32 protein-coding genes are annotated in these 25,976 nt (G+C 65.9%); 16 read left to right on the forward strand and 16 right to left on the reverse strand.

Annotated features, from left to right (window positions below; genetic code table 11):
- Positions 1–49: 49 nt before the first annotated feature.
- The 13 genes from DR843_RS19945 to DR843_RS00060 form a co-directional block, all read right to left on the reverse strand.
- Positions 50–211, reverse strand: a complete 162-nt coding sequence (locus DR843_RS19945; RefSeq protein ID WP_170119698.1) for a hypothetical protein — start codon at positions 209–211, stop codon at positions 50–52.
- A 66-nt stretch (positions 212–277) separates the two neighbouring features.
- A complete protein-coding gene (locus DR843_RS00005; protein WP_146202449.1) occupies positions 278–1,066 on the reverse strand; it encodes a hypothetical protein in 789 nt (262 codons plus the stop codon).
- A 2-nt stretch (positions 1,067–1,068) separates the two neighbouring features.
- Positions 1,069–1,698, reverse strand: a complete 630-nt coding sequence (locus DR843_RS00010; protein ID WP_109683533.1) for a hypothetical protein — start codon at positions 1,696–1,698, stop codon at positions 1,069–1,071.
- A gap of 1 nt (position 1,699) precedes the next feature.
- On the reverse strand, positions 1,700–2,374 hold the full coding sequence (locus tag DR843_RS00015; protein WP_109683534.1) for a lambda exonuclease family protein: 675 nt from the start codon (positions 2,372–2,374) through the stop codon (positions 1,700–1,702).
- A gap of 159 nt (positions 2,375–2,533) precedes the next feature.
- Entirely contained in the window at positions 2,534–3,823 is a 1,290-nt protein-coding gene (locus tag DR843_RS00020) for a DNA cytosine methyltransferase (protein ID WP_211310151.1), read from the reverse strand.
- Complete coding sequence (locus DR843_RS00025) at positions 3,820–4,065, reverse strand: hypothetical protein (protein WP_109683536.1); 246 nt, start codon at positions 4,063–4,065, stop codon at positions 3,820–3,822. Before DR843_RS00025 ends, DR843_RS00020 begins: the two co-directional genes overlap by 4 nt.
- Entirely contained in the window at positions 4,062–4,295 is a 234-nt protein-coding gene (locus tag DR843_RS00030; RefSeq protein WP_109683537.1) for a hypothetical protein, read from the reverse strand. The genes DR843_RS00025 and DR843_RS00030 overlap by 4 nt, the downstream gene beginning before the upstream one ends.
- Complete coding sequence (locus DR843_RS00035) at positions 4,292–4,561, reverse strand: hypothetical protein (protein ID WP_109683538.1); 270 nt, start codon at positions 4,559–4,561, stop codon at positions 4,292–4,294. Before DR843_RS00035 ends, DR843_RS00030 begins: the two co-directional genes overlap by 4 nt.
- Entirely contained in the window at positions 4,558–5,757 is a 1,200-nt protein-coding gene (locus DR843_RS20985; protein ID WP_109683539.1) for a DUF7666 domain-containing protein, read from the reverse strand. Before DR843_RS20985 ends, DR843_RS00035 begins: the two co-directional genes overlap by 4 nt.
- Before the next feature lie 121 nt (positions 5,758–5,878).
- Positions 5,879–6,112, reverse strand: a complete 234-nt coding sequence (locus tag DR843_RS00045; protein WP_109683540.1) for a hypothetical protein — start codon at positions 6,110–6,112, stop codon at positions 5,879–5,881.
- A 2-nt stretch (positions 6,113–6,114) separates the two neighbouring features.
- Positions 6,115–6,348: a hypothetical protein gene (locus tag DR843_RS00050; RefSeq protein ID WP_109683541.1), complete on the reverse strand. Its 234-nt coding sequence runs from the start codon at positions 6,346–6,348 to the stop codon at positions 6,115–6,117.
- Positions 6,345–7,103, reverse strand: coding sequence for a BRO family protein (locus DR843_RS00055; protein ID WP_109683542.1), 759 nt, complete (start codon positions 7,101–7,103; stop codon positions 6,345–6,347). Before DR843_RS00055 ends, DR843_RS00050 begins: the two co-directional genes overlap by 4 nt.
- 68 nt (positions 7,104–7,171) lie before the next feature.
- Positions 7,172–7,417: a helix-turn-helix domain-containing protein gene (locus DR843_RS00060; protein ID WP_211310152.1), complete on the reverse strand. Its 246-nt coding sequence runs from the start codon at positions 7,415–7,417 to the stop codon at positions 7,172–7,174.
- Between the two features lie 248 nt (positions 7,418–7,665).
- Between DR843_RS00060 and DR843_RS00065 the strand changes: the two genes are divergently transcribed.
- The 3 genes from DR843_RS00065 (at position 7,666) to DR843_RS00075 (ending at position 8,771) form a co-directional block, all read left to right on the forward strand.
- Positions 7,666–8,139, forward strand: a complete 474-nt coding sequence (locus DR843_RS00065) for a helix-turn-helix domain-containing protein (protein WP_109683543.1) — start codon at positions 7,666–7,668, stop codon at positions 8,137–8,139.
- Between the two features lie 61 nt (positions 8,140–8,200).
- The gene (locus tag DR843_RS00070; RefSeq protein WP_109683544.1) at positions 8,201–8,563 is read left to right on the forward strand and encodes an ImmA/IrrE family metallo-endopeptidase; all 363 of its coding nucleotides are present in this window, start codon (positions 8,201–8,203) and stop codon (positions 8,561–8,563) included.
- A complete protein-coding gene (locus DR843_RS00075) occupies positions 8,556–8,771 on the forward strand; it encodes a DUF3263 domain-containing protein (protein WP_109683545.1) in 216 nt (71 codons plus the stop codon). Before DR843_RS00070 ends, DR843_RS00075 begins: the two co-directional genes overlap by 8 nt.
- Before the next feature lie 56 nt (positions 8,772–8,827).
- On the opposite strand, the gene DR843_RS20345 is transcribed toward DR843_RS00075, so the two are convergent.
- Together DR843_RS20345 and DR843_RS00085 are read right to left on the reverse strand one after the other, a co-directional pair.
- Positions 8,828–9,457: an HNH endonuclease signature motif containing protein gene (locus DR843_RS20345; protein ID WP_211310153.1), complete on the reverse strand. Its 630-nt coding sequence runs from the start codon at positions 9,455–9,457 to the stop codon at positions 8,828–8,830.
- Positions 9,458–9,459: 2 nt separating this feature from the next.
- Entirely contained in the window at positions 9,460–10,707 is a 1,248-nt protein-coding gene (locus tag DR843_RS00085; protein WP_109683546.1) for a tyrosine-type recombinase/integrase, read from the reverse strand.
- 402 nt (positions 10,708–11,109) lie between these two features.
- On the opposite strand from DR843_RS00085, the gene DR843_RS00095 reads away from it, so the two are divergent.
- From DR843_RS00095 to DR843_RS00135, 9 genes are all read left to right on the forward strand, one after another.
- Positions 11,110–11,436 (forward strand): hypothetical protein, encoded by a 327-nt coding sequence (locus DR843_RS00095; protein WP_146202450.1) that lies wholly within the window; start codon positions 11,110–11,112, stop codon positions 11,434–11,436.
- Between the two features lie 120 nt (positions 11,437–11,556).
- Entirely contained in the window at positions 11,557–13,107 is a 1,551-nt protein-coding gene (locus tag DR843_RS00100; protein ID WP_109683548.1) for an acyl-CoA synthetase, read from the forward strand.
- Positions 13,108–13,217: 110 nt separating this feature from the next.
- Positions 13,218–14,006, forward strand: coding sequence for a LuxR C-terminal-related transcriptional regulator (locus DR843_RS20455; protein ID WP_109683549.1), 789 nt, complete (start codon positions 13,218–13,220; stop codon positions 14,004–14,006).
- A 119-nt stretch (positions 14,007–14,125) separates the two neighbouring features.
- Positions 14,126–14,530 (forward strand): hypothetical protein, encoded by a 405-nt coding sequence (locus DR843_RS00110; protein WP_109683550.1) that lies wholly within the window; start codon positions 14,126–14,128, stop codon positions 14,528–14,530.
- Positions 14,531–14,553: 23 nt separating this feature from the next.
- A complete protein-coding gene (locus tag DR843_RS00115) occupies positions 14,554–15,600 on the forward strand; it encodes an alcohol dehydrogenase catalytic domain-containing protein (protein WP_211310154.1) in 1,047 nt (348 codons plus the stop codon).
- Between the two features lie 13 nt (positions 15,601–15,613).
- Positions 15,614–17,146, forward strand: a complete 1,533-nt coding sequence (locus DR843_RS00120) for an aldehyde dehydrogenase family protein (protein ID WP_109683552.1) — start codon at positions 15,614–15,616, stop codon at positions 17,144–17,146.
- Positions 17,143–18,441, forward strand: a complete 1,299-nt coding sequence (locus DR843_RS00125; protein WP_109683553.1) for a cytochrome P450 — start codon at positions 17,143–17,145, stop codon at positions 18,439–18,441. The genes DR843_RS00120 and DR843_RS00125 overlap by 4 nt, the downstream gene beginning before the upstream one ends.
- Positions 18,442–18,445: 4 nt before the next feature.
- Positions 18,446–18,640 (forward strand): ferredoxin, encoded by a 195-nt coding sequence (locus DR843_RS00130; protein ID WP_109683554.1) that lies wholly within the window; start codon positions 18,446–18,448, stop codon positions 18,638–18,640.
- A gap of 1 nt (position 18,641) precedes the next feature.
- Positions 18,642–19,838 carry an NAD(P)/FAD-dependent oxidoreductase gene (locus DR843_RS00135; protein ID WP_109683555.1) on the forward strand — a complete coding sequence of 399 codons (1,197 nt, stop codon included), beginning with the start codon at positions 18,642–18,644 and terminating at the stop codon, positions 19,836–19,838.
- Between the two features lie 24 nt (positions 19,839–19,862).
- Here the strand turns inward: DR843_RS00135 and DR843_RS00140 are convergent, their stop codons facing one another.
- The gene (locus DR843_RS00140; RefSeq protein WP_109683556.1) at positions 19,863–21,056 is read right to left on the reverse strand and encodes a thiolase family protein; all 1,194 of its coding nucleotides are present in this window, start codon (positions 21,054–21,056) and stop codon (positions 19,863–19,865) included.
- A 144-nt stretch (positions 21,057–21,200) separates the two neighbouring features.
- Between DR843_RS00140 and DR843_RS00145 the strand changes: the two genes are divergently transcribed.
- The 4 genes from DR843_RS00145 to DR843_RS00160 all read left to right on the forward strand — a co-directional run bounded on the left by DR843_RS00145 (position 21,201) and on the right by DR843_RS00160 (position 25,884).
- Positions 21,201–21,830 (forward strand): TetR/AcrR family transcriptional regulator, encoded by a 630-nt coding sequence (locus DR843_RS00145; protein WP_109683557.1) that lies wholly within the window; start codon positions 21,201–21,203, stop codon positions 21,828–21,830.
- A gap of 68 nt (positions 21,831–21,898) precedes the next feature.
- On the forward strand, positions 21,899–22,882 hold the full coding sequence (locus tag DR843_RS00150; RefSeq protein WP_109683558.1) for an NAD(P)H-dependent flavin oxidoreductase: 984 nt from the start codon (positions 21,899–21,901) through the stop codon (positions 22,880–22,882).
- A 156-nt stretch (positions 22,883–23,038) separates the two neighbouring features.
- Entirely contained in the window at positions 23,039–23,656 is a 618-nt protein-coding gene (locus DR843_RS00155) for an ATP-binding cassette domain-containing protein (protein ID WP_109683559.1), read from the forward strand.
- Positions 23,653–25,884, forward strand: a complete 2,232-nt coding sequence (locus tag DR843_RS00160) for a YhgE/Pip family protein (RefSeq protein ID WP_109683560.1) — start codon at positions 23,653–23,655, stop codon at positions 25,882–25,884. Before DR843_RS00155 ends, DR843_RS00160 begins: the two co-directional genes overlap by 4 nt.
- Positions 25,885–25,976 lie beyond the last annotated feature (92 nt).

Consider the following 25,976-nt stretch of genomic DNA (forward strand, 5'->3'; position numbering starts at 1 on the left):
GTGTCGTTGAGTCGCAGTCGCGCCTCGGTAGTCACGCTCAGGTTGTCGCTCACTCGCAGTCCTCCGTGTCGTTGTCGTCGTCCCACAGCCCGCCTTGGTGGCAGGGGCATTCGTCGCACCACTCGCATTCCTGGCCTCGGGATTCGGCGCAGGAGGTGACGTGCGGCTCGCGGAACAGGTCCTCGATCGTCGCGCTCCCGATCCACCGCACTGGTCGCATGGCAGGTCGGCCTTGGCTCGCACCTCGGGGTCACGTTCGGGGACGGCGCCGGTTCCGTTACACCAGGGGCAGGGGGCGCATTCGGGGCAGTCGCAGCGGGTGGTGTGAGTGCAGACGTCGGTGTCGGTCATGACCTGATCGCCGCCTCGAGGGTGGCAACCTTGCGTGCTCGGAGTTCCTCGACGGCTTCCTCTGCCATGCGCGCGGCTGCCGCGTCGTGGTTATCCAGGTCCTCGACGAGTCGTTGCACGATCTCGATTGCTTCGTCGTAGCATCGGCCATGCCACCCGCCACGGCGGGGCGGATGATGTGCAGTAGGCGGGCGGCTTCGTCCCAGTCGTTGTTGGCGTCGTGTAGGAGGCGCCGAGCCTCGGGTAGGTCAGTGAGGGTGATTGCGGAGTCGTTGATGTCGCCGCTTCCACTCATGACCATCAGCCAGCCGATGTGTCGCCCGTCGTCGTAGAGGTGCTGGGGGCGACGGTGGCCGCCTTCGCGGATGCTGGCCCCGAGTTCGGTGATCCGGCCGACCCTTGCCGCGTTCAGTGGCTGTGTGGATGGGCCGGGCTCGGTGTCGGGGACGATCAGGCACGCTTCCTCTCCCGACTTGACCGGCTTGTCGCCGAAGAGTTGGAACGCGTCCTTGTCGGCGCGGTCGAGGTCCACCAGTTCAGTGAGGATCGCGACGTACCGGTCTGAGACGTAACGGGTTCCGGCCACTTCGAGGTGCACAAGCTGGTCGGTTTCCAGCCCGGTCATTTCCTCGGCGGGGCAGTACCCTTCGCAGCCGTGACCGCACTCGCCCATCTGCTCGCGGAGGCTGCCGAAGACCTCGAACGGTGCGAACATGGTCACTCGCCACCGATCGGCAACTCGGCGGCGTCAGCGGCGGGCTCAACGAGTGCCAGCAGCGCGGCGATGACCGTATCCGCCTGCGCCCGTGTCATGTCCGCCGCGGCGACCTCGCGCCCGAGGGTGTCGGTGACGTACCGGGAGCGGTCGGCGCGCTCCGTGATCCCCACAGCATCGAACGCTGCGATGAGGTCACGCATCTGGTCCTGGCCGATCCGGTCAGGGTCCGGTGCGGGTGCGTCGGCGAGGGGTTGCACGCGGTACGGGGTGCGCTTGCCCTTGCTCACCGTGAGCGCCATCGTCAGCGGCTTGTCGATGTGCGACAGGTGGCTGATCCGGATGCCTCCGACCTCATCGGGGCCGAACCGGATCTTGGGGTCGCGGTAGATCGTCATGCGGCGGCCAAGGTAGGCCGCCGAGTCAACCCCCCACGCTGCGACCATCACGCGCCGCATGGACTTCGACGGCTTGTATGGCCGACCCGGTCCGAACTCGGCGGTGACGACGTTCACCGGCTGCTCGTTGCTGCCCTTGCGGACCTCCGTGATGGTGACGGTGCGCGGGCCAGCCATGAGGTCGTCGGCGTTCAACTGGTCGCTCTTGGGCTCAATGGTGGTGGTGAGGTCCATGTCAGATCACAATCTCTTCGTGCTCGATGCGGGCGGTTTCTGGGAGGCCGTCAGTGAGGAACGGCCACTGGTTGACGATGTGCGCGATCTGTCCGTACGCGGTGACCGTGGCGTCGGTGATGGCGTCGAACCATGCGGGGTCGGGCTCAATCCGCTTGACCCACAACGGCATTCCGCCGCAGTAGGACACGTAGTCGATCCACTCGCGGCCGGACACGAGCAGCCCACATTGGAGTTGGGCCATGTTCTCGGCGGGCACCTCGCCGGAGATGATCGTCTGCAGGTGCTTCTTCTGCTGCCGTGACTTGCACTCGATGAGGCCGTTGTCGCCCACGAGCCCGTCGGGGGAGTAACCCAGCGGGATCACCTCGGCGATGTGCCGAACCATGAATCCGCACTCGGTCACGGGTGCGTAGTGCTCGCTGTAGGCGTCGCGGGCTCTTGGTTCGTCCTCCACGCCGCGCCACATGTCGGCGGAGACGTACGTCTGGTCGATGTGCCCGGTGATGCGCTCGGCGGCGAGTGTCGCGATTACTCCGCGGCTGGTGTCGTTGTCGGCGGTCGCGAGCTTCGGGGTGATGAGTTTCCCGACGACGGACGCTGTGACCATTCCGGCTCGCAGGTGTAGCCATTCGTCGGTACCTTGGAGTAGGTCGGGGTAGGTGGTGAGGTTCACGCGAATCTCCTTGCGATGTGGTCGATTGCGTGGTGGGTGGCCCACGCGGCGATGACAGCGGCGGTCACCGCTGCGGTGAGGGTCACGGCTTGCCCTCGATCAGGAGCCAGACGGTGCCGATGGCGAGGGCCAGGAGCAGGAGCAGCAGGACGACGTCGGTCATGCCGCTACCCCCCACCGGAGTTCCCCGACGCCGAGAGCATCAAGGACGTGGGCGGCCAGGCGAGGTGGGATAGCGTTACCGACCTGCTCGTACTGCTTGGATCTGCTTCCCTGCCAGGGGTAGTCGGGCGGGAATGACTGCAGAATCCCGGCCTCTTGGACGGTGACCCGCACGGACCCCGCCGCATTCTGGCGTGACTCAGTGGTGCGGTATCCGGGTGCGGAGATCACGTCGGGGTTGAATGATCCGACGACGGTGGTAGCGGGCCTCTCGGTGACCCAGCGGACGTCGTTGGATCGGTGACCGAATAGCACTGTCGGTGCGGGCTCGTCCGCGCTGCGCCTCCCAGCGTTGGGCTGGTTGCCGTTGACGTACACCGGTGGACGCTCGTCTGGCCGGACAACGAACGGCGGATTCTTGCCGGTCAGGGTCGGGGCGGGTTGCGTGACGGGCACCGGTGCCGTCGGCACCATCGTCCCGCTCGGACCCTTGGAGTTAGTCCTCCGATCAACGACCCATGACCGGGACTTGCTGATGACGGTGGGGGCTGGCTCGGTTGCCGGGTGGTCGGGTCTTTCGCCGTGGCGTTCGATCATTCCTTCGCCACGCGCGGGGCGGACAACTGCATCCGCATCCCAACCCAGCGCGTCAGCCATGCTGACCCAAGGCTGCACGTCCGCACCGAACAGCCCGGCGCCGTGGGCGTGCTCGGCGTGCGTCGGCATCGGCGGGTGCACGGGCCTTCCCTTGTGGGCCATGAGTATCCGACGCAACCTGGTCTGCGGCACCCCATAGTCGGCGGCCAGCAAGTCACCAGTCCAGACGCGGTAACCCATGCCTCGCAGCAACACCGCGAAGTGCTGCCACAACGACGCAACGGCCGGGACTTCCTCCAGCGCGATCCACTCGGGGGAGAGTTCGCGCGCCCACCGGATCGGCTGGCACACCAACGGCGACCGCTCGTCCTCCCAAGCAGTCCAATCGGTCGAGTCGTCCCCTGCGGCCATACGCTCCGCCAAGATGTGGCAGTTGCCCCGGTCCAACTCGCCCTTGCGCTTGCCGGCCATGGACCACGCCTGGCACGGTGGCGAAGCGATCAGGCCCTCAACGCCACGGAAGCGGGCAGGTTCGATCAAGCCGACGTCGGCTTGGATGCGGTGATGCCCTGCAGCGCGGGCGGTCTCACACGCAGCGGTGTCCCACTCGATACCGATCACGTCATGACGCCCCAGCATCCCGAGGCCAACGTCCCAGCCACCAGGCCCAGCGAACAGATCGATGATCACAGCCCGGTTTCCTTCCAGTCGTAGGGAGCCCGCATCTGGTCCTCCGCCGCGGCCCAGTCGTAGTCGGGGACGTACGCGGACCGCTCGTATTGCGCGGGCTGGTCGGCCCAGTCGTCACGGGTCGGGGAACGGCGAGACACGGCGTACAGAACGACAGCGATCAGACCAGCCGCGACGAAAAAGACGCACACGCCGGCCGCGACCGACAGGGCACCGGACAGGGTGGGAATGTCAGCGGTCACGACGCACCGCCAAGGCACGCTGGCAGCCCATGGGCGTCGACCGTCTCGGCGAAGATGTCCCGGTCAAGGTCAGCCAGGACAGCTTCGAGGTTGGCCCGATCCGCCGTAGTCGCAGCGGTTTTCGCGTCCGTGACAGCGATCTTCAACGCGATCGACTCCTCAATGGCGCGGATGCTGCCCTCAACGAGGCCCTTCGGTGGCGGGTCGTAGACGTCCGGACGGGTACTCACAGTTCCTCCGACCAGTCAGCGGTGCCGAATCGTTGCTGTGCGGCACGATCCAGTGCCGCGTTCCACATGGACTGCAGGTGCGATTCGTCCAGGGACACGTGATCGATCCGGACAGTGCCCGCTGGTGACACCTGCACCGAATCCAATGCTCGCGCAAGGTGATCCGTGGTCACCCGGTGAACTTCCGGGCACGGGTGGTGCCGGAAGTAGACGGCCTTCGGTGTGGTCTGCTCGATGGTGATGGGAACACCCTCTGTGGCTGTCATGACTGCACCGGCTTCCCGTGCTGGTCAAGCTCACGCACCACAACGCATGACTTCGCCTTGATCTTGTCGCCGAGCGCCACGAAGTTCGCTGCCTTCACGCGACATTCGAGGAACCGCGGGTTCTCGTAGTCGGCGTACGTGAACGTGTGCTGCGGGGTGGGCGAGAAATGCAAACCGTTGCCACATTCAGCGGTCGGTTGCCAGTCCGCCGCCTTCACCTTCGTTCCGACCGCGTACGTGGTGGGAGTCCACTGGTGGCCTGCGGTCAGGTTCTCGTCGACCTGCTTGTAGACGGTGATCGTGCCGTCGTCGTTCCCGTCGGGTCCGTAGTAGTCGATCCACCCGTCGATGCTGGTCCGGTCGACCTTGGTGACGTCGATGACGACGCCACCATCGACGGTGACTCGGGCGTCGTGGAGGTGCACGGCGACGTAGCGACTGGCCCTGACCGTCGAACTGCCGGTGGCCGTGACCGTCGAACTGCTGTAGGCCGTGACCGTCGAACTGCCGGTGGCCGTGACCGTCGAACTGTCGTAGGCCGTGACCGTCGAACTGCCGTTGGCCGTGACCGTCGAACTGCTGTAGGCCGTGACCGTCGAACTGCCGGTGGCCGTGACCGTCGAACTGTCGTAGGCCGTGACCGTCGAACTGTCGTAGGCCGTGACCGTCGAACTGTCGTAGGCCGTGACCGTCGAACTGCCGTTGGCCGTGACCGTCGAACTGCTGTAGGCCGTGACCGTCGAACTGCCGGTGGCCGTGACCGTCGAACTGCTGTAGGCCGTGACCGTCGAACTGCCGGTGGCCGTGACCGTCGAACTGCCGGTGGCCGTGACCGTCGAACTGTCGTAGGCCCTGACCGTCGAACTGTCGTAGGCCGTGACCGTCGAACTGCCGGTGGCCGTGACCGTCGAACTGCCGGTGGCCGTGACCGTCGAACTGCTGTAGGCCGTGACCGTCGAACTGCCGGTGGCCGTGACCGTCGAACTGTCGTAGGCCCTGACCGTCGAACTGCCGGTGGCCCTGACCGTCGAACTGTCGTAGGCCGTGACCGTCGAACTGCCGGTGGCCGTGACCGTCGAACTGCCGTTGGCCGTGACCTCGATCAACACGCCCGCAGGCGAGTCGATATCGATGTACGGCACACCCGACGCGAGGGCCGCGTCAAGCTCGGCCTGGGTGGTAACAATCGTTGCCATTGCTATCCTTTTCCTTGGTTGAGTTGGCCGGTCCTGGTGTGTGAAGCGCGGGACCGGCCGCTTACTTGGGTGGCCGTGCCACGGCGAGGTGTGGACCCGGGCCGTGGCACGGTGCTCGGGGTTAGTCCTCCGGCCAGCGTTCGAGCCAATCCGCGAACTGGTCGGTGGTGCAGCACCTTTCGGCCTTCGCGCCCTTCCCCTTGCGCTTGTAGGCCAGGGGTGGCGGAAACTTGCCGTCGTCGATCCCGGCTTTCCACTTGTTCATGGCCCGGTTGACCGTTGAAGCAGACGTTCCCGAGTCGGTCACGACCTGGTTGAATGGGATCATCCGGACACCAGTTGCTGCGGCTGTCATTCCTAGAACTCCTCGTCGGTCTCGGTTTCGAACTCGATCTGCCAGAGGCGAGCGGCTGGGACGCCGCAGGTTGTGGCGATGGCGGTCCAGACGTTGACCAGTCCGTGGCTGGTCTTGACCGTCGCCCGCCGTGCTCTGCGGCCGGTGACCTGCAGCAGGGCCGGATCACCCTTCTTGGTTGACCAGATGCCGCGGTCGTCGGCGAGGTATCCGGGAAGGTGCTCGATGGGGGTCATGCCGCCTCCCCGAGGTGCTTCGCGATCACATCGAGGGCCTTGGCGGTGAACCGGGGCGTGACCGTGGTGTGCTGCTGCCCGGTGTGGGAGTTCTCGTAGGTGCCGGGTTTCATCCGGATCAGCCCCTGCTCCACGACCCGCTGATACGCCTCGCGTTGGCCGTGACCGTTGCGAAAGAACCAGCCGAGGCCGCCCTCCTGGCGCGACCGGTCACATAGCTCGTAGAGCTTGTGCAGTCCACCGAGCTTGTGACCGGCGCGGGTGAGGGCCTTCGCGGCCTCGCTGGCCGACATGTCGCCGTCGGAGGAGATGAACCGTTGCCACGCGTTGGCCTTCGGCGTTAGCTCCTTGATCTGATCGGCCTGCGCCGCGATCCGGGCCTGCGACTCCTCGATGGTCCGCAGCACCATCTCCTCGTAGGAGAGTTCTTTGACGGCGCCGTAGCTGCCGGCCCGGCGGATCTGGGGGATGACCTCGTGGGTGATCCACCGCTTGAAGAGTTTCGCGCCCTCCACTTGGCTGCCGAGGACTGCTGAGTAGAGGCCGGGCTCGGAGATAACGGTCATGTTCTGCTCGCCACCAGGGGTACCCACTGAGCGGGTACCCCTGTCCTCGTCGTCTAGGCGGCGCGTCATCTTCTCGGCGTCGCGGTAGCCAAGGACTTTGGCAACATCGCTGGCGACGAACCACGGCTCGCCGTCGATCTGCACAACGCGCACTTGGGCGTCGCCGTAGTTGAAGGGGATGAGGTCCATCTGGGATACTTCCTTTCGATCGGGCCCCGACCTGCTGCTGACCTGCGGTGGTCGGGGCTTGGTGTTTGTCAGGCGGCGACTTCCTCGCCCGTTCCGACGACCTCGAACAGGTCGTCCATGTCGGCTTCGAGTGCTAGGCACAGCGACCCGATGAAGCGAGCGCCGGGCTGCTGCTTGCCGCTGAGGACTCGCGAGAGGTTGCCCGGGTCGGTGCCCATCGCTGCCGCGAGCGCCGTGTCCGTTGACAGGCCTTTCCAGCGGCGAATCTTGCTCACCATGTCGGTCTTCATGCGCATGGTTGCGATCACGTCCATCACCCCTCCTTCCCTGCTCTTCGTCCCGCTGACCTACTGCCTTGCGGTGATGCAATGAGATTACGTGAAGGAGACACAGAACCGCAATGCGTGTAGGTAACGATTAGATAACGCAACACTTGCGCAAGTGTGTAGGCCGCTTGACCTGCTGAAACACACCCCTGTAGTTCGCTGGCCTGCGTGGTTGCGTAAACGCAAGGCATGATTGGCGGCGTGATGCACCCAAAGCGACGCAATACGGTTTCGCCATGAGTTGGTGGGAGTACGTGGAGCAGGTCGCAAAGACCAGCCGACAACGCGACATCAGCGACCGGAGTGGGATTGACGCCGCGAATGTCTCGCGCTGGAAAGGCGGTCATATCCCGAAGGCGGAGATGGTCGCGGAGTTCGCCAGGGCCTATGGGCGTCCCGTCCTAGAGGCGTTCGTCGCGGCTGGGTTCCTCACGCCGATGGAGGCCAAGGAACGCCCGGCTGCGGCACCGTCCCTCGGCTCATTGACCGATGAAGAGTTGTTGGACGAGATCAGGAAGAGGATGCGCCGCGATGGAACCGCCACCAACCCTGCCGGGGGGAGCCCGGCACCCGTTCCCGATGATGGGAAACGCCCGCTGACCGATGATGAGTTGGCGGCCCGCAGGAAACGCGACAACGATGCCGCAGCGCGGGCCGCGCAGAAGGCCGCCCGGCACGGCGAGCGAGACCCGGGCGACGAGGACGACTGATGTTGTCGGCGCCGGAGGATAGCTTCGCCGGATGCATCACCCGTGGCGGACACTCCGAAGCATGACTGATTGGCAGGTCGTGTTCTGCGAGTTCCCAGACGGGGTGCTGGGATCAACGGACTGCGAGGCGCGCACGATCTACCTTCAGCGCGGCCTGACCCAGGCTCAGCGGCGCTCCACGTTGGCGCACGAGTTGGCGCACGCGGTCGATCCGTCGTCGCTGGAGCATTGCGTCGATCAGGCGGCGGTTCGCCAGCTGATCCCGCTGCAGCGCCTCGCTGACGCGCTGGCATGGTCACAGGACGAATACGAGCTAGCCCGGGAGTTGTGGGTGGACGTGCCCACGGTTCGGGTGCGACTGGAAGGACTGACCGAGGATGAGCGAGACGAGATCGAACGCAGAGTCGCGGCCCTCGATGGCTGACCTGCTGGCCTTCGAGCGGGCGTGGCTGGGTCGCCGCCGTGACGGCGCGTACGACGCTGCGGTGCGGCAGGAGTTCGGGGTGACCACCGTCCGGCACCTGCAGCGGGTGAACGCGCTCTTGGATGACCCAGAGGCTATGGCGCTGGATCCGGTGACGTGCCGGGTGCTGCGATCACGGCGGGCTGCGGGGATGCGGCAACGAGGTTGAGCCGGGCCGCAACGTCCTCCAGGGCCTTCCTCGCGAGCGCCTGGCTGACGTGCTGGCTATGCGCTGGGTGCGTTCTGGGGGCGTGCAGGTCGAGGCAGGTGGCGCCACATCTTGCCCTCAGTGATCTTCTGGATACACGCAGGGGAAACGCCATACTCGCGCGCAAGCGCCGGGCGTCCGATCCCACCGGCGGCATAACGATTGATGATCTCGACCACCTGGTCCTCGCGCAGTTTCGACCCTCCACCGCGCTCGCCATGCGCATGGCGACCCTTATCGATCATGTCGGCCACATTCACGAGGTCGTCGCCGAGGAAGAGGTGCTCAGGGTTGACGCACGGAGGGTTGTCGCAGCGGTGGCAGACGTGCAACTCGTCTGGCACGCGCTCTCCGAGCGCCATGTCCATCGCTACGCGGTGCGCCCCGCGATTGCCGAATGATTTGCTCTGGATGATCCCATATTGGTACTGACTGCGGTGCCCGTCCCATTCGATGCACCCCGTCGACGTGACGCACTTCGGGGTGACTGCAAAAATCTCAGCATGGGTCAATCCAGCCCTACCGCGGGTGCGGGGTCCAAACTCGATGTCGCCAACGTTGCGCGCGCGGTCGTAGTGCTTGGTACAGAGCCCGCGGGCAATCGTGGGCCGCTCGCAGCCATCTTGTTTACAGGTAGTGTCGGTCACGTTCACTCCTTGTTCGAGTGGGCCATGCCCCCGGCCTGTTCGAGCAGGTGCGGGGGTACAGATTCGTTCAGGCCCAGAGTAGCGGCGACCGCCGACAGCGCGGCGCGGGCCATTTCAGTATTCACGTGCATGTAGCCGCGGCTCGTCACGATCGAGGAGTGGCCCATGATCGCCTTGATGACTTCCGGGTCTATTCCAGCTTGCATCAATAGCGTCGCCGCCGTGTGGCGGGCCTCGTGCAGGGTGTAGGGGCGGCCTGCGGGGTGGATGACGCCGGCGGTTGCTTGTAGGCCGTGCCATGCCTGGGTGTTGGTTTTGTCGCGCATGGGTCGTTGGCCGTTCTCGGTCCACACCAGGTTCCACGGGTTGGCGGGGGCGACCTGCTCCCATTCGGCGAGCGCCGCGCGCATCCACGGCACGAGGGGGACGATCCGCTGCCCGCTGGTGGTCTTAGGGCGCACGAGGTGGGTCGCGCCGGTCAGGTGCCGCACTTCGTACCCGTCGGGGACTTGGAAGGTGCCGGCGGAGCGGTCGGCGTACGTCAGGGCCTGTAGCTGCCAAGAGATGTCGATCAGGCCACGGTCGAGGTCCACGGCGTCCCAGGTGAGTCCGTAGATCTCTCCCTTGCGCATGCCCTGCAGGAGCGCCGCGACCCAGCGGGCTGCGTCGGGTCCGGTCCGCGCAGCTTCGAGGAGACGCAGTGCGTCCTCCAGGGGGATCGCGTCGCGGTCTGAGACGGCTTTGGTGGGACGGCGTACGGCGAACACGTTCTCGGGTACGGTGTGCCCTTCGGCTTTGGCGGCTTTGAGCATGGTGGTCAGCACGGCGTGGGTGCGTAGCGCTGTGCTGGTGGAGTTGCCGTCGCGCAGGGCGGAGCGGTGGACTGCTCGCACGTCTGTCGGTAGCAGGGCGCCGAGTTGTTTGCCGCCGATGGTGGTGATGATGTGCTGGTGGACGGCGGATGACGCGGCCCGGTAGGTGGCTGGTCGGACATGTTTGGCGTAGGCGGCGAGCCATTGCTCGGACCATCGTTTGACGGTGGTGCGTCCGGTGATCGCTGGGACGCCGTTCGCGGCGACCTCGCGTAGCTTCTTGGACAGTGCGGTCTGTGCCGCTTTCTTGGTGGGGTAGCCGCCTTGGGTGATGCGGCGGCGGTTGCCGGAGGCGGTGAAGCCGACGTCGAGTTGCCATGCCCACTGCCCGTCGCGGCCTCGCTCGAATACGCTCCCGGTGCCTTTGGCTCGTCCCATCTTCTGACCTCCCGGTCGCCGTTAGCCATTGGTTAGCCATTCACAGACTAATCCGTGACCCATCTCAGACGCGAAAACCGTTGCAATCACTGGTGTTTTGGGCACTTCCAGTATAGGCATCCTTTCACTCGTAATGAATAGGTCATCGGTTCGATTCCGATAGGCGGCTCCACAAGAGGGCGCTGACCAGCAGAAATGCTGGGTCAGGCCAGGGTGTGTGACACCTGCCTGGGTTTGCGACAGCCGGGCGCTACCGTGCCACTATCAGTTGCTACCGAAGACGAGGTGCAGATTGTGGTTGCCTCCAGACTTCAGCCTCTCGTCTCCGAGATCGTGGCTGTGATGAGGAGCTTGCGAAATGCTTTTCCTACCACGACCAGAATTGACGCGAGCCGAGCGTGGATGCAGGCAGCGGTGCTTTTCGTCACTGCGGTGACTGTTGGTGCAGTGTGGGAACTGGCCGTAACAGTCATGTGCGACATGCGCGGCTCCGGTGACATTTTGATACTTGCCTGGCAGCTAGGCATTATTCCCGCGGCGGTTGGGTTGAGTTTTCTGATCGGCCTGGTGCCAGCTACGACTCAATGGCATTCGACCGGGTGGATCGCCTCTCGATATTTGCTGTTGTCGTTCGCTTCGCTGGCGTTTGTCCTTCTGCTGATCGTTATCAGCGGACATCCGATACCGGACATTTGGTCCAATGGCCCCGAGACTCACCTTCGTTGGTAGGTCGGCCGGTTACTCATCCCGTAGGGGGATCTCCTCCGGGCAACCTTGTCCAGGCAGGGCGTCGTTCCTACAGTCGCAAGCAACGTACGTGACCTGTGTCACTTGACTGAGGAGCCCTGCATGTACCCCGGAGCACACATCGCCGACCAGGCCGACAAGCCGGCCATCATCCACGTCGACACGGGAGAGACCCGCACCTACGCGGAGTTGAACGACAACTCGATCCGGGTGGCCCGGCAGTTACGTGACCTGGGCGTCGAGGTCGGTCAAGACATTGCGTTCATTTCCGACAACCTGCCGCAGGTGTTCGAAATCTACTGGGCCGGAGTGCGATCCGGCTTCTACGTCACAGGGGTCAACCACCACCTGACCGCACCGGAAGCGGTCTACATCCTCAACGACTGTGACGCCCAGGTGCTCTTCGTCTCCGAGGCGCACCGTGACCTGGCCCAGCAGCTGTTGGCGGACGTGCCCGGCCTGAAGGCGGCGTACATCATCGACGGTGAGCCGGGAGGTGGTCTCGCTTCCTACTCCGAGATCCTCGCTACGACCTCCGCCGACCCGTTGCCGGACGAGCCGCGCGGGGTGGACATGCTCTACTCCTCGGGCACCACCGGTCAGCCCAAGGGCGTCAAGCCGCCGTTGACCGGCAAGCAGGTCGGCGAGGCGGGAGCCGATGCGTTCACGGCGGTGTTCGGCAAGGCGCTCAGCTTCGGCACTGACACGGTCTACTACTCCTGTGCACCCACCTACCACGCCGCGCCGCTGCGGTTCGGCGGCATCGTGAACGCGCTCGGCGGCACGGTCGTGCTGGCCAACCGGTTCGACGCCGAAGCCGCCCTGGCCGCGATCGAGAAGTACCGCGCCACCCACAGCCAGTGGGTGCCCACGATGTTCGTTCGCATGCTCAAACTGCCTCAAGAGGTGCGGGACCAGTACGACGTGTCAAGCCTTCGGGTGGCGGTGCACGCCGCAGCGCCGTGCCCGGTCGAGGTCAAGGCAGCCATGATCCAGTGGTGGGGACCGATCCTGTTCGAGTACTACTCCTCAACCGAGGCCAACGGCATCACCATGGTCAGTCCGCAGGACTGGCTTGCGCACCCCGGCACCGTCGGCAAGGCCGCACTCGGCACGATCCACATCTGCGACCCGTCCGGCGCCGATCTGCCGACGGGGCAGGACGGGATGGTCTATTTCGAGCGCGAGGTGCGGCCGTTCTCGTATCACAACGACCCTGTGAAGACCGCCGCCGCAACCCACCCCCACCACGACACCTGGACAACGACCGGAGACATCGGGCACGTCGATGGCGACGGCTATTTGTATCTCACCGACCGAGCCGCGTTCACCATCATCTCCGGAGGCGTGAACATCTATCCGCAAGAGATCGAGAACCTCCTGGCGTTGCATCCGGCAATCCTCGACGTTGCCGTCATCGGTGTGCCGGACGCCGACCTGGGGCAGTCGGTCAAAGCGGTCGTGCAACCCGCCGAGGGCGCGATCACCGGCGACGACCTCGCCCAGGAGATCCTGACCAGCCTTGAGGGCAAGCTTGCCCGGTACAAGATCCCGCGGACCCTCGACTTCACCGACTCGTTGCCCAGAACGGCCACCGGCAAACTCGTGAAAGGCCCGCTGGTCGCGCAGTACTCCGCGACCGTCGCCTCCTGACAAAGGCCCGTAGCGGAAGGGGGTTCTGGCTGCAGTCAGCATTGACTGCTGGGCGAAACCGAGGCATCCTGAGACTCCAGAAGTGGTCTACGTCACATAGGAGGTCGGTCGTGGCCGTGCTGGAGTCAACGGTTTCGACCACGGCGGTCCTGGCCGACCTCGTCCGATCCATTGGGCGCTTGACCGATCACGCCGAGATCCTGGACTCCCTGCCGCCGATGATCAGCCGGATGGGTTTCGACCGGGCCATCGTGTCCGAGGTCGTCGACGGTTCATGGTTGCCGGCGGCGGTCTACGTCCCGCGGGATCGTCGGTGGTCCGACGACATCCGTGAGGCGGGCCGAAGCGCACCGCCCACGCTGGGTATCGGGATGGTCGAAGACGACATGCTCGTCTCGCGCCGTCCGATCGTCGTGGGGAACGTACGGGGCAATCCGCGGGTGCACCAGGGCATCGCGCAGGTGTCACGATCCTCATCCTTCGCTGCGGCACCGATCTGTGTCGGTGACCGGATCGACGCCATCGTGCACGTGGATCGGTTCTGGACCCGGATGCCGTTCGGTGCCGAGGATGTCTTCTCGCTGCAGTTGTTGGCCGACGCGGTCGGGCTCGTCCTGGAGCGAGAAGTGCTGCGGAAGCGGTTGCGCGATCAGCCCGGCAGCGCTGCCGGCAACCACGCCGCGGCGCAGGTGCTCACCGCCCGCGAACGGCAGGTCGCCGAGATGATCTGCGCCGGGCTGACCAACACCCAGATTGCGCAGGAGCTGGTCGTCGCCGAGGCCACCGTCAAGACGCACGTGAAGCACATCCTGCGAAAACTCGGCGCTCGCCATCGTGCCGAGGTCGTGTCGATGTTCCTGCGCTCCACCGGCCCGCGGGGTCTCATCCCTGAGGGGTAGACCCGCGACTGCTCGCCGGCCGAAATCCTCCCCGAGGGGGACGATCGGGTGCGGCCACGCTCCTAACGTCTCCCGTGTGAGGTGCATCACAAGATGCGCCCGAGCCACGAGGAGTGACGATGGGCTTCTTTTCAAGCGGCGAAGAGCTGGACAAGTACATCGGGGGCATCTTCCGGGTAGCCGGGGACAACCCGGAGGTCGGCCCGAAGTTGAAGGCCGCCAACATCAACATGCGGGTGGAGTACTCCGACCCCGACTGTGTCGTGACGATCGGCTTCCACGACCCGATGGTGGTCGACTACGGCGAGACCGAACTGGCCCCCGACATCACGTTGATCATGTCCGGTGACATCGCGGACAAGTTCTGGCGCGGTGAGTACAACCTCGCCGTCGGTCTGGCAAAGGGCCAGGTCAAGGCCAAGGGCCCGGTCAGCAAGATCCTCAAACTGGTCCCGCTGACCAAACCGCTCTTCCCCGTTTACAAAGACCTGGTCGCCGAGAAGGACGCCCAGGTCCCGGCCTGAGCAGCAGCGCGATGGAAGACACGATGAAGGCGGCCATCCTGGTCGGGCCCCACAAACTCGACGTCCGAGAGGTTCCCCGACCGCAGATCACCGAGCCCGGCGACGTCCTGCTCAAGGTGGAGAAGACCGCGATCTGCGGCACCGACCTGCACCCCTACGAGGGGCGCATCGAGCTGGAGTCCGACGTCATCCTCGGGCACGAGTTCCTCGGCACCGTCGTCCAAACCGGTTCTGCTGTGCAGCAGTTCGAGGAAGGCGATCGCGCCGTCGCGTCGTGCGTCGTCCACTGCGGTCACTGCCGGGCGTGCCGCCGCGGTGATCCTGCGCGGTGCGCCGGATCGCGCATCTTCGGGCTCGGCATCGCCCTCGGCGGCCTCGATGGCGGCCAAGCAGAGTACGTCGTGGTGCCCAACGCGGACATCGTGATGCGCAAGCTGCCCGATGAGATCCGCTCCAGCGACGAGGACCTCCTCTTCGCCGGCGACATCATGACCACCGGCTACGAGGCAGTCCGCCGAGCCATCCGCCCCGGTGACGCCGTCGCCGTCGTCGGAGCCGGCCCGGTCGGCCTGTGCGCCGTGATGGCCGCAGTGGCACTCGGTGCGGAGAAGGTCATCGTCGTCGACATGGTGCCCGAGCGGTTGGCCGAAGCCGCTGGCTTCGGGGCGATCCCGGTCAACGCTGCGGAGACCGACCCCTACGACGCCGTCCTGGACCTCACCAACTGGGTCGGTGCGGATGTAGTGGTCGACGCGGTCGGTCACGAGTCGGCACTGGCGACGGCCTGCAAGATCGTCGCCGCCGGCGGCACCATTTCCATCCCCGGTGTGTACCTCGAAGACTCCATGGAGTTGCCGTACGGCGACCTGTGGCTTCGCGGGGTGAAGCTGGTCAACGGCGTGGCCAACATCGTGAACTACATGGACGAGGTCATTGCGCTGACGGAGGCCGGCCGACTCGCGCCCGCTCGGATGATCTCCCACCGCATGCCGCTGTCAGAGGCAGCCGCTGCCTACGAGCTCTTCGAGCAGCGCCAGGCCACCAAGATCCTGCTCGACCCCACCCAGTGAACGGGAGCCAGCGATGACTGTCACCGAGACGATCACCCACGTGCCCATGCTGATCGACGGCGTGGACATCTCGGCCGATGAGCGCATCACCGTGATCAACCCCAAGAACGGCGAACCGGTCGCCACCATCCCGCGCGGGGATGTATCCCACGTCGATGCGGCCGTGGCCGCGGCCAGACTCAGTTACGAGTCCGGCGTGTGGGCGAATGCCACGGCCGCGCATCGGATCGAGGTCATCCGACGGCTCGCCCAGTTGGTCGGCGACCACCTCGATGAGTTGGTCGACTTGGAGACCCTGGGCAACGGAGCGACGGTGCGTCAGGCCACCGGCTTCCACATCGGCTACGTCGCGCCGCACATGGAGTACTTCACCGATCTGGCAACGCGATTCGACTCCGAAGTGCCCGGCCCGCGCACGAGCTTCCCGAGTCTGGGTCAGGCCAGCGTGCGGCGCGAGCCGATCGGCGTGGTTGCCGTGATCGCTCCGTTCAACTTCCCGCTGTTGCTCGCGTCGTGGAAGATCGTCCCCGCCCTGCTCACCGGCAACAGCGTGGTCGTCAAACCCGATGAGCGTACGTCGTTGGCGATCCTGCGCTTTGCGCAACTCGCGCTGGAGGCGGGCCTGCCGGACGGCGTACTCAACGTGGTCACCGGCACGGGGGAGGAGGTCGGCGTACCGCTGGCTTCGCACCCGGACGTCGGCAAAGTCGGCTTCACCGGCTCGACGGCGGTCGGCAAGCAGATCATGCGGCTGGCGGCAGACACCGTCAAAAGCGTCACCCTGGAACTCGGCGGGAAGTCCCCAGCGCTGGTGCTCCCCGATGCGGACCTCGATCTCGCCGCCGATGGCCTGTTGTACGGCGGCCTGCTGTATTCGGGTCAGGTCTGCGAGTCGATGACCCGGTTGTTGGTGCACGAATCCATCCACGACGAGTTCGTCGACCGGCTCGTCAAGCGGGCATCGACCATCGTCGTGGGCCAGCCGGACGACTGGGACACCGACCTCGGACCGGTCATCTCGCAGGAGTCGCGCGACCGCATCCTCGACTACATCAACGGCGCAGTCGCCGACGGCGCAACGGTGGCTTTCGGAGGCAAAGTCCCTGAGGGAGAGGAGTTTTCGCAGGGATTCTGGGTCGAGCCGACCATTCTCACCGACGTACGCCCCGAGATGCGGGTGGCACGGGAGGAGATCTTCGGGCCGGTGCTGTCGGTGTTGCGGTACTCCACTGTCGAGGAGGCCATCGAGATCGCCAACAACACCGACTACGGGTTGGCGGCCAGCGTGTGGACCTCCGACAACGACACCGCGCTGTCGGTGGCTGCCCGAATCCGGGCCGGTTCGGTGTGGATCAACGACGCGCACCAGATCAACGCCGCGGTGCCGTTCGGCGGCTACAAACAAAGCGGTCTCGGCCGCGAGTTGGGGCCCGACGCCCTCGCCGCGTTCGTCGAGACCAAAGCGATCCATCTGGACCTGTCGGGCCGGCGCGACGCCCGACCCTACGACGTCCTGCTCAGCCACGCCGACGAGGAGACCTCATGACGATCATCGACGATGAAGCCGAGGTGGAGTTCATCCCGGCGACCAGCGAAGGCAAACCGGACTACGACGAGATCGATGTCTCGGCGAAAAGCTTCTGGCTGCAGACTTCGGAGGAGCACGAGGAGGTGTATCGCGTTCTGCGCCAGACCCGCCCGGTCTCCTGGCAGCGCCCGGTCGAAGACGCGGTGACCCCGGACCCGGACGACCCCGGGTACTGGGCGGTCGTCCGGCACGAAGACATCGTGCGGATCAGCAAGGACAACGAGACCTTCGTGTCGCGGCAAGGAGTGCTCTTCGACCTCCTGCCCGAGGTGTTCCTGGAGATGTCCCAGTCCTTTCTGGCGATGGACGATCCCAAGCACAGCCGGCTGCGCAGTCTGGTCAGTGCGGCGTTCACGCCCAAGCAGATCCGCAAGATCCAGGCGGACATCGAGAAGCGCGCCGCGTGGGTCGTCGACCGCATCGTGGGAAAGGGCACCATCGACTTCGTCGCCGAGGTTGCCCAACAACTGCCGATGCACACCTTCTGCGACCTCTTCGGGATTCCGGATGAGCTGCGCGAAGACGTCCGATCGGCCGCCTCGGATGTCGTGGCGTGGACCGATGCTGAGCTGCTCGGCGATCGGTCCGCGGACGAAGTCCAGGTCGAGGCCTGTGTCCGGCTGCACGAGATCAGCGAGCAGCTCATCGCCGAGCGTCGCGCCAACCCCACCGATGACCTGCTGACCGCCTTGGTGCAGGCCGAGGTCGACGGCGAGCAACTGAGCGACTTCGAGATCGGCTCGTTCTTCGTGTTGATGTCGGTCGCCGGGACGGACACCACCACTCAGACCACGAGCTGCGCGACGCTGGCGCTGACCCAGCATCCGGAGCAAAAGGCCTGGCTGATGGAGGACTTCGACGGGCGGATCGCGGTGGCCCTGGAGGAGTTCCTGCGCTGGGCGTCACCGGTGATGACCTTCCGGCGGACCGCCGTGGCCGAGACCACCCTGGGTGGCCAAACCATCCTGCCGGGCGACAAGGTCGTGATGTTCTACCCCTCGGGCAGCTTCGATGAGACCGTCTTCGGCGACCCGGGCACGTTCCGCCTGGACCGCAACCCCAACCCGCATCTGGTGTTCGGCGGTGGTGGTGTGCACTACTGCCTCGGCAACCAACTGGCCAAGGCGATGTTGACCGCTGTCTTCCGCGAACTGCTCACCAAAGTGCCGGACGGCCGCGCCTACGACCCGGTCTTCATGGACAGCAACTTCATGCGCACGATCAAGCGGATGAAGTTCGATGTGAACGGATGATCCGATGCCCCGATTGATTCTGGACCGGAGCCGCTGCACCGGGCTCGGCCTGTGCGAGGCGTACGCCGAACACGTCTTCGAGATCCAGCAGGACGGCAAGCTCGCCCTGCTCACCGAGCAGATCGACGAACAGGACCTGGACGCCGTACAACAAGCCTGTGAGTCGTGCCCGACCGAGGCTCTGCGTCTGGAGGCGTGAGGTGCCTGCCGGGCTCGTGGTCGTGGGCGCCTCACTGGCCGGCTTGCGTGCGGTGGAGGCGGCGCGCAAGAGCGGGTACGCCGGGCCGATCACCCTGATCGGTGCCGAACCGCACCTGCCCTACGACCGACCGCCGTTGTCCAAAGACGTTCTCGCACAGGACAAAGAGCCTCCCGACACCACCTTCCGGACGCAGGGTCATCTGCGCGACGAGCTGGGGGTCCGCGTGCTGCTGTCTGCTCCGGCGATCGCGCTCGACCCGGCCCAGAGGTCGGTGATGCTCGCCGACGGCGAAGTCCCCTACGAGCAGGTGGTCGTTGCGACCGGTGCTGTGCCGCGATCGTTGCCCGGTTACGAGGACCATCCGCAGGTGCTGGCACTACGGACCGTTGACGATGCCCACACGTTGCGAGCAGCGATGGCAGCAGGCGCTCGGGTCCTGGTCGTGGGGTGCGGCTTCATCGGTTCGGAGGTTGCCTCGGCCCTGATCCGGCACGGCGGTTCCGTGACGATGGTCGAGTTGGCCGACGTGCCGTTGGTGCGAGCGGTCGGCGAGGAGACGGGGGCGTACTTCGCGCAGTTGCATCGGGACAACGGAGTGGATCTACGACTCTCGTGCAAGGTGCAGCAGATCACCGAAAGCACTGGGGGACTGGCTGTTTCGCTGAGCGATGGCAGTTCCGTCGAGGCGGACCTGGTCGTCGTCGGGTTGGGCGCGGTGCCGGCAACCTCCTGGTTGACGTCGTCGGGCATCGGACTGGAGCTCGATCAGAGCGTGTCAGCGGATGCCGGCCTGCGGACCACCCTGCCTGACGTCTACGCCGCCGGCGACGTCGTGACCTGGGAGAACGGACAGTTCGGCCGACGGATGCGCTTGGAGCACTGGACCAGTGCCGCGGAGCAGGGTGCGGTCGCGGCCCGTAACGCTGTCGGCGGCCAGGAGCAGTATGAAACGGTGCCGTACTTCTGGTCTGACCTGCACGGCAAGCGGATCCAGTTCGTCGGCGTCCACGGCACGACCACCACAACGGTGCAGGATGCGGACAGCCGGGTGGTGCTCTACCACGCAGACGGCACTCTGCTGGGCGCCCTGACGGTGGCTCAGCCTCGGCTGACGATGAAGCTGCGCAAGATCATCGCCGGGGGCGGACCCGTCGCGGATGCGCTCGCCCTGCTCAGCGTGGCCGGGCTGCGCTGACCCGGCCACTCGGCGTACGTCGGATCAGAGCCGCTCGATGATGGTGGCGTTGGCCATTCCGGCTGCCTCGCACATGGTCTGCAGTCCGTAGCGCCCGCCGGTGGCCTCCAGGTGGTTGACCAGCGTGGCCAGCAGCCGGGTGCCTGAGGAGCCCAACGCATGGCCGAGCGCGATGGCGCCACCGCGCGCGTTGAGGCGCTCCGGGTGAGCCCCGATCTCCCGCTGCCACGCCAGGGGCACGGGGGCGAAGGCTTCGTTGACTTCGTAGGCGTCGATGTCATCGATGCCCAGCCCGGCTCGTTTGAGAGCCTGCTGGGTAGCGGGAATGGGCGCGGTGAGCATCATGATCGGATCGTCACCGGTGACGGCAAACGACACGAATCGCGCCCGCGGGATGAGCCCGAGGCGTTGGGCCACAACGGAATCCATGATCAACGCGGCGGATGCACCATCGGTGAGCGGCGAAGAGTTGCCCGCGGTGATCGACCATTCGATTTCGGGGAAGCGCGCCGAGAAGTCTGGCGTCTGGAAGGACGGCTTCAAACCTGCAAGTTGCTCAGCGGTCGTCGACGGGCGCACGGTTTCATCGACGGTGTGCGCGATCGTGGCCCCGTTAGCGTCGGTGACCTGGATCCCCACGACCTCACGGTCGAAGAAACCGCTCGTGGCGGCGTGCGCAGCGCGTTGGTGGGAGCGGGCCGAGTATTCGTCGAGCTGCTCGCGGTCCAGCTTCCATCGGGACGCAACCAGTTCCGCCGAGATTCCCTGGTGGACCAGGCCATCGGGATAGCGCTCATGCACCTGGGGACCTTCGTAGTCCTGGCCCTGCGGTGAGGCGCCCATCGGCACCCGGCTCATGGACTCGACACCGCAGGCGATCACCACGTCGTACGCACCGGCCATCACCCCTTGCGCCGCGAAGTGCACCGCTTGCTGGCTTGATCCGCACTGCCGGTTGATGGTGGTCGCGGGCACGGACTCGGGGAAACCGGCTCCCAGCAGCGCGGATCGCCCGATGTTCATGGCTTGCTCGCCGCTTTGTTGGACGCACCCGGTGATGACGTCCTCGACGAGAGCCGGGTCCAGATCGCTGCGCTGGACGAGCGCTTGCAGCACCGTGCTCAACAACACGGTGGGGTGCGTCGCCGAGAGGGCGCCACCGGGCTTGCCCTTCCCGGACGCCAGGCGGACGACATCGACAAGAACAGCTTCACGCATCGCGATTCCTTGCTTCGGGAGCCTCGCAGCGAGGCTACAGTCAGCACTGACCGTAGCATGCGAGGTGCTGGAGCGGTATGGGTCGCGCACGGGTGGCCCGGCAACTGCGACACTGGGCGCTGCATCGACAGAAAGGCACACGGCATGCCCTCGAAAACTGCCCCGGGTCTCCCGGATGGGCTCGCGTACACCGACTACGCCGCGCGCAGCCGGGCCACCCAGCAGCACATCCTGGACGCGGCGGTCGAGGCGCTGGTCGAAGCGGGCTACGCCGGTGCCTCGACGCTGGAGATCCAGCGGCGAGCCGGGGTGAGCCGGGGTCGCCTGCTACACCAGTACCCGCATCGTGACGCGTTGCTGGTGGCGGCCGTCCAACACATCGCCGCCGCGCGAGTCAGCGCAACAGCGGAGCGGCGTCGCTGGCCCAAGGATGCCGGGCGGCGGATCGACGCAGCGGTCGCGGCCATGTGGGGCACGTATCACGAGGGGTACTTCTGGGCGGCCACCGAGCTGTGGTTGGCAGCGCGGTACAACGAGGCGCTGCGCGAGGCGCTCAAGCCGGGAGAGCAGGCCCTGGGAGCCAGCATCCGGGCGGCGGTCGATGAGATGTTCGGGCCGGAGTTGGCCCAGCACGAGGACTACGTGGCAACACGGGAACTGCTCAACACCAGCATGCGCGGGGTGGCACTGACCTACGCGTTCGACCCGCACGATCCGGACCGCGACACGCACTTGCCGATGTGGCGGGGCATGGCCCGGCGGGCTCTGCTGTAGTCGTCAGCTGCAGTCAGTTTTGACTGTACGCTGCTCATCAAACGCCCCTCTCTTCGAAGGACCTCCGCATGTCGTTGCCTGCAATCCTCTCCGGTCCGCTGTCCGTGCCGGTGGTCGCCTCGCCGATGTTCATCGCCTCGGGACCGGATCTGGTGGTGGCCGAATGCACCTCCGGGGTCATCGGCGCGTTTCCGGCGCTGAACGCGCGCCCGGCGAGCCTGTTGGGTGACTGGCTGGATGAGATCACCGACCGTTGCGCGGCGTACCAAGGGCAGAACCCGGACGCGATCGTCGCGCCGTTCGCGGTGAACCAGATCGTCCATCGCTCCAACGACCGACTGGAGGCCGATATGGCCACCATCGTGGAGCACCAGGTGCCGATCGTGATCACCTCACTGGGCGCCCGGCCGGAGATCAACGATGCCGTGCACTCCTACGGCGGCATCGTCTTGCACGACGTCATCAACAACGCGTTCGCGCACAAGGCAATCGAGAAGGGCGCGGATGGTCTGATCGCTGTCGCTGCCGGTGCCGGTGGACACGCGGGCACGCTGTCGCCGTTCGCGTTGCTGTCGGAGATCCGCTCGTGGTTCGACGGGCCGCTGTTGCTGTCGGGAGCGATTGCGCACGGCCGTTCGGTGCTGGCGGCACAGGCTGCCGGTGCCGACTTCGCCTACGTCGGGTCGGCCTTCCTGTCGACGGTCGAAGCCAACGTGGCCGATGACTACCGTCAGATGGTCGTCAACTCCGGCGCCAGCGACATCGTCTACAGCAACTTGTTCACCGGTGTGCACGGCAACTATCTGCGCGGCAGTATCGAGGCGGCCGGTCTTGACCCGGATGATCTGCCCACCTCTGACCCTTCGGCGATGAGCTTCGGATCCAGCGGTGGCGACGCGAAGGCGTGGCGGGACATTTGGGGCTCGGGGCAGGGGATCGGGGTCATCGAGCAGTCATCCACCGTGGCGGAACTGGTGGCCCGGCTGCGCAGCGAATACCTCACGGCCCGCGACGAATTGACCGCGCGCTGGGTCGCCGAGACCGTCGGCTGAGCTAGCCCCTGGGATCGATGACGTCGAGTTGCGGGTTGGCCGCGCTGCCCGCCGACCCGATGCTGACCGTCGAGGTACGGCGCGAACCGACGTGATTCGGACCTCGGCCTGGCTCCGAAGGGTCAACGATCGACCACGCGGTGAAAAACTGGCCTCATGCAGATCGAGGCCGACAAGGTCAGCGTTGATGGACCACACGGCGTACTCCTGGAGCCCACCAGTCTGAGCCTTGAATCCGGCGAGGTGACGGTGGTCGCCGGTGTGCCGGGTGCAGGACACACAGCGCTCTCGCTGGTGCTGTCGGGTCGGATGGCCCCGCATCGGGGCCGGGTGCTGGTGGACGGGCAACCAAACAACAAACGCCTGCGTCGGATCACCGCCCTGGTCGACGTGCCCGAGGTCTGTGATCCCGACGAAGTGCTGCCGCTCAAGACCGTGGTCGGCGAGGAACTGGCGATCGCCCAGCTGCCCGCCGGGCGCACCGGCGTCACTCACTGGTTGCACGAACACGACGCCGACGAGCTGCGCAACACCCGCATCGAGCACCTGTCGGGAGAGTTCCGCATCGAGATGCTCACCGAGATAGCGGCCAGGCGGCCGGGGATCGAGGCGCTGGTGATGTGTTGCCCGGATCGGTACGGCACGACGTACGACCAAGCGGTCTCGGTTGCCCAAGCCGCCGCCGCCGAGGGGGTGGCGGTCTGTTTGCAGCTGACCAGTCCCACGGTCCGCTCCCATGAGGGCCTGATCTGGATCGGCGGGGTGCCGGCATGAAGGCCTTCCGCATGGCGCTCAGCGAATGGCGCCGCCTGACCTCCGGCAAGTGGCCCACCCTGGCCGTGATCGCGATCATGCTGATCCCGACGCTGTACGCCGGGTTGTACCTCTGGGCCAACCGTGACCCCTACGGCGCGCTGAGTCAGGTCAAGGCCGCGATCGTCGTACAGGATCAACCGGCGAAGTCGCAGAACAGCGGCACGATCCACGTCGGCCCCCAGATCGCGCACAACCTCAAGGACGACGGTTCGTTCGACTGGCAGGAAGTGGACGCCGACACAGCGGCCCGGGGCGTCAGCGACGGGTCCTACGTCTTCTCCCTCACCATCCCCAAGGACTTCTCGGCGGCGCTGGCCTCCACCGCCGACTTCGACCCGACCCGGGCTCCGTTGATCCTGACAACCAACGAGGCCAACAACTATCTGTCGTCGACCATCGCCGACCAGGTGCTGACCAGAGTCACCCGGTCGATCGAGCAGAACGTCAGCGAACAAGCGGCCAGCAGCTTCCTGCTGGGTTTCTCCACCATCCACCAGCAGATCAAGAAGGCCGGCGAGGGTGCCGATCAACTGCACACCGGTCTGGTCACCGCTCAGGGCGGTGCCGGCAAACTTGCCTCCGGCGCCGATCAGCTCAAGACCGGGACGGACACCCTGGTGGACGGCACCGGCAAGCTGGTGACCGGAGCGGGTCAGTTGGTCACGGGGACCGGCCAGTTGGTCACCGGTAGCGGTCAGTTGGCCGACGGCACCAGCAGCTTGTCGACCGGTGCGAACCGGCTCGCGACCGCCGAGGACCAGTTGCTCAGCGGGCAGAAGACGCTCAACACGGGGATCGGCACGGCGCGGACCGGCGCCTCCGACCTGCACACGGGCGCCGTCAAACTCGCCAGTGGAGCCGACCAGGTCGCGGCCGGCAACCAACAGATCGCCACTCTCGGCGACAAGATCGCGGATGCGTCGCAGACTGCGCACGGGCAGTTGGACACCATCCGGGCCGACCTGGTCGAGAAGCTCAAGGACTCCGGCCTGCCCGAGGCGACGCAGCAGGAGATCCTGGCCAAACTGGATGAGGTCCGTAAACCGCTGGATGACTTGAACACCAAGGTCCAGCAGGACCGCGGCCAGTTGGACACCCTTGCGAGCGGCTCCAAGCAGGTCGCCACCGGTGCCCACCAACTGGTCGAAGGCTCCCAGAAGTTGGTTGACGGGCTCGGCACCGCGCAGAGCGGCAGCAGCCAGCTGGTCTCGGGTCAGCAGCAGGCCCGCGATGGTGCCTATCAACTCAAAGACGGCGCGGCGAAAGCCAATTCAGGTGCGCAGCAGTTGCATTCGGGTGCGCAACAGGTCGACACCGGGGCTCGCCAGTTGCAGACGGGTATCGGTCAGGCGGACGGCGGCGCGCGCAAACTGCAGACCGGGGCCGGGCAACTGGCCACCGGAGCACACGATCTGCAGAAGGGTCTCGGGTCGGCCGTGACCGGTTCGAAGCAACTGGCCGACGGGTTGAAGGAGGGTCTGGGGTCGATTCCCGACCTCGACCAGGACGACCGTGACGCGACCGCGAGCACGATCGCCTCGCCGATCAAGACCCAGGACGTCGCCGAAGCCAAGGCCGGATCGTACGGCGCGGGGCTGGCTCCGTTCTTCTGCTGCATCGGTGCGTGGGTGGGCGCCTACGTGATGTTCCTGCTGGTGCGGCCCCTCTCACGCAGGGCGATCGCTGCCCGGCAGGGGCCGGGCCGCACGGCGCTGGCCGGCTGGCTCACCCCCGCCGCGATCGCCGTGGCCCAGGTGCTGATCATGCTGACCATCGTGGTCCGGGTGGTGGATATCAGCGTCCTGGAGAGTGTGCCGGTGCTGCTCTTCCTGGCGTTGACGGCCGTCACCTTCGTCGCGATCGTGCACACCCTCAACGCGTGGCTCGGTCCGGTCGGTCAGTTGCTCGGCCTGGTGTTGCTGGTGCTGCAACTGGCGTCGGCCGGTGGCACCTTCCCATGGCAGACACTGCCCACCGCCTTGCAGGCGGTCCACCATGTGCTGCCCATGAGTTACGCCGTCGATGGGCTGCGACATCTGATGTACGGCGCGCCACTCAGCGACGTGCCCATGGACGCGCTGGTGCTGGGCGTCTACCTCATCGCCAGCCTCGCCCTGACGGCAGCAGCGGCGTACCGCCGGCGGATCTGGAAGGTGGCGGATATCAAACCGGAGATCGCTCTATAACAGATGGGTCACTTCCCCCGTAGGGGCGTAGTTAAACGGCCGATCCAGCGCATAGGTTCGCAATCGGTACGGCTGTGCCGCACACCAACGGA

This window comes from Branchiibius hedensis (assembly GCF_900108585.1).
Taxonomy (GTDB): domain Bacteria; phylum Actinomycetota; class Actinomycetes; order Actinomycetales; family Dermatophilaceae; genus Branchiibius; species Branchiibius hedensis.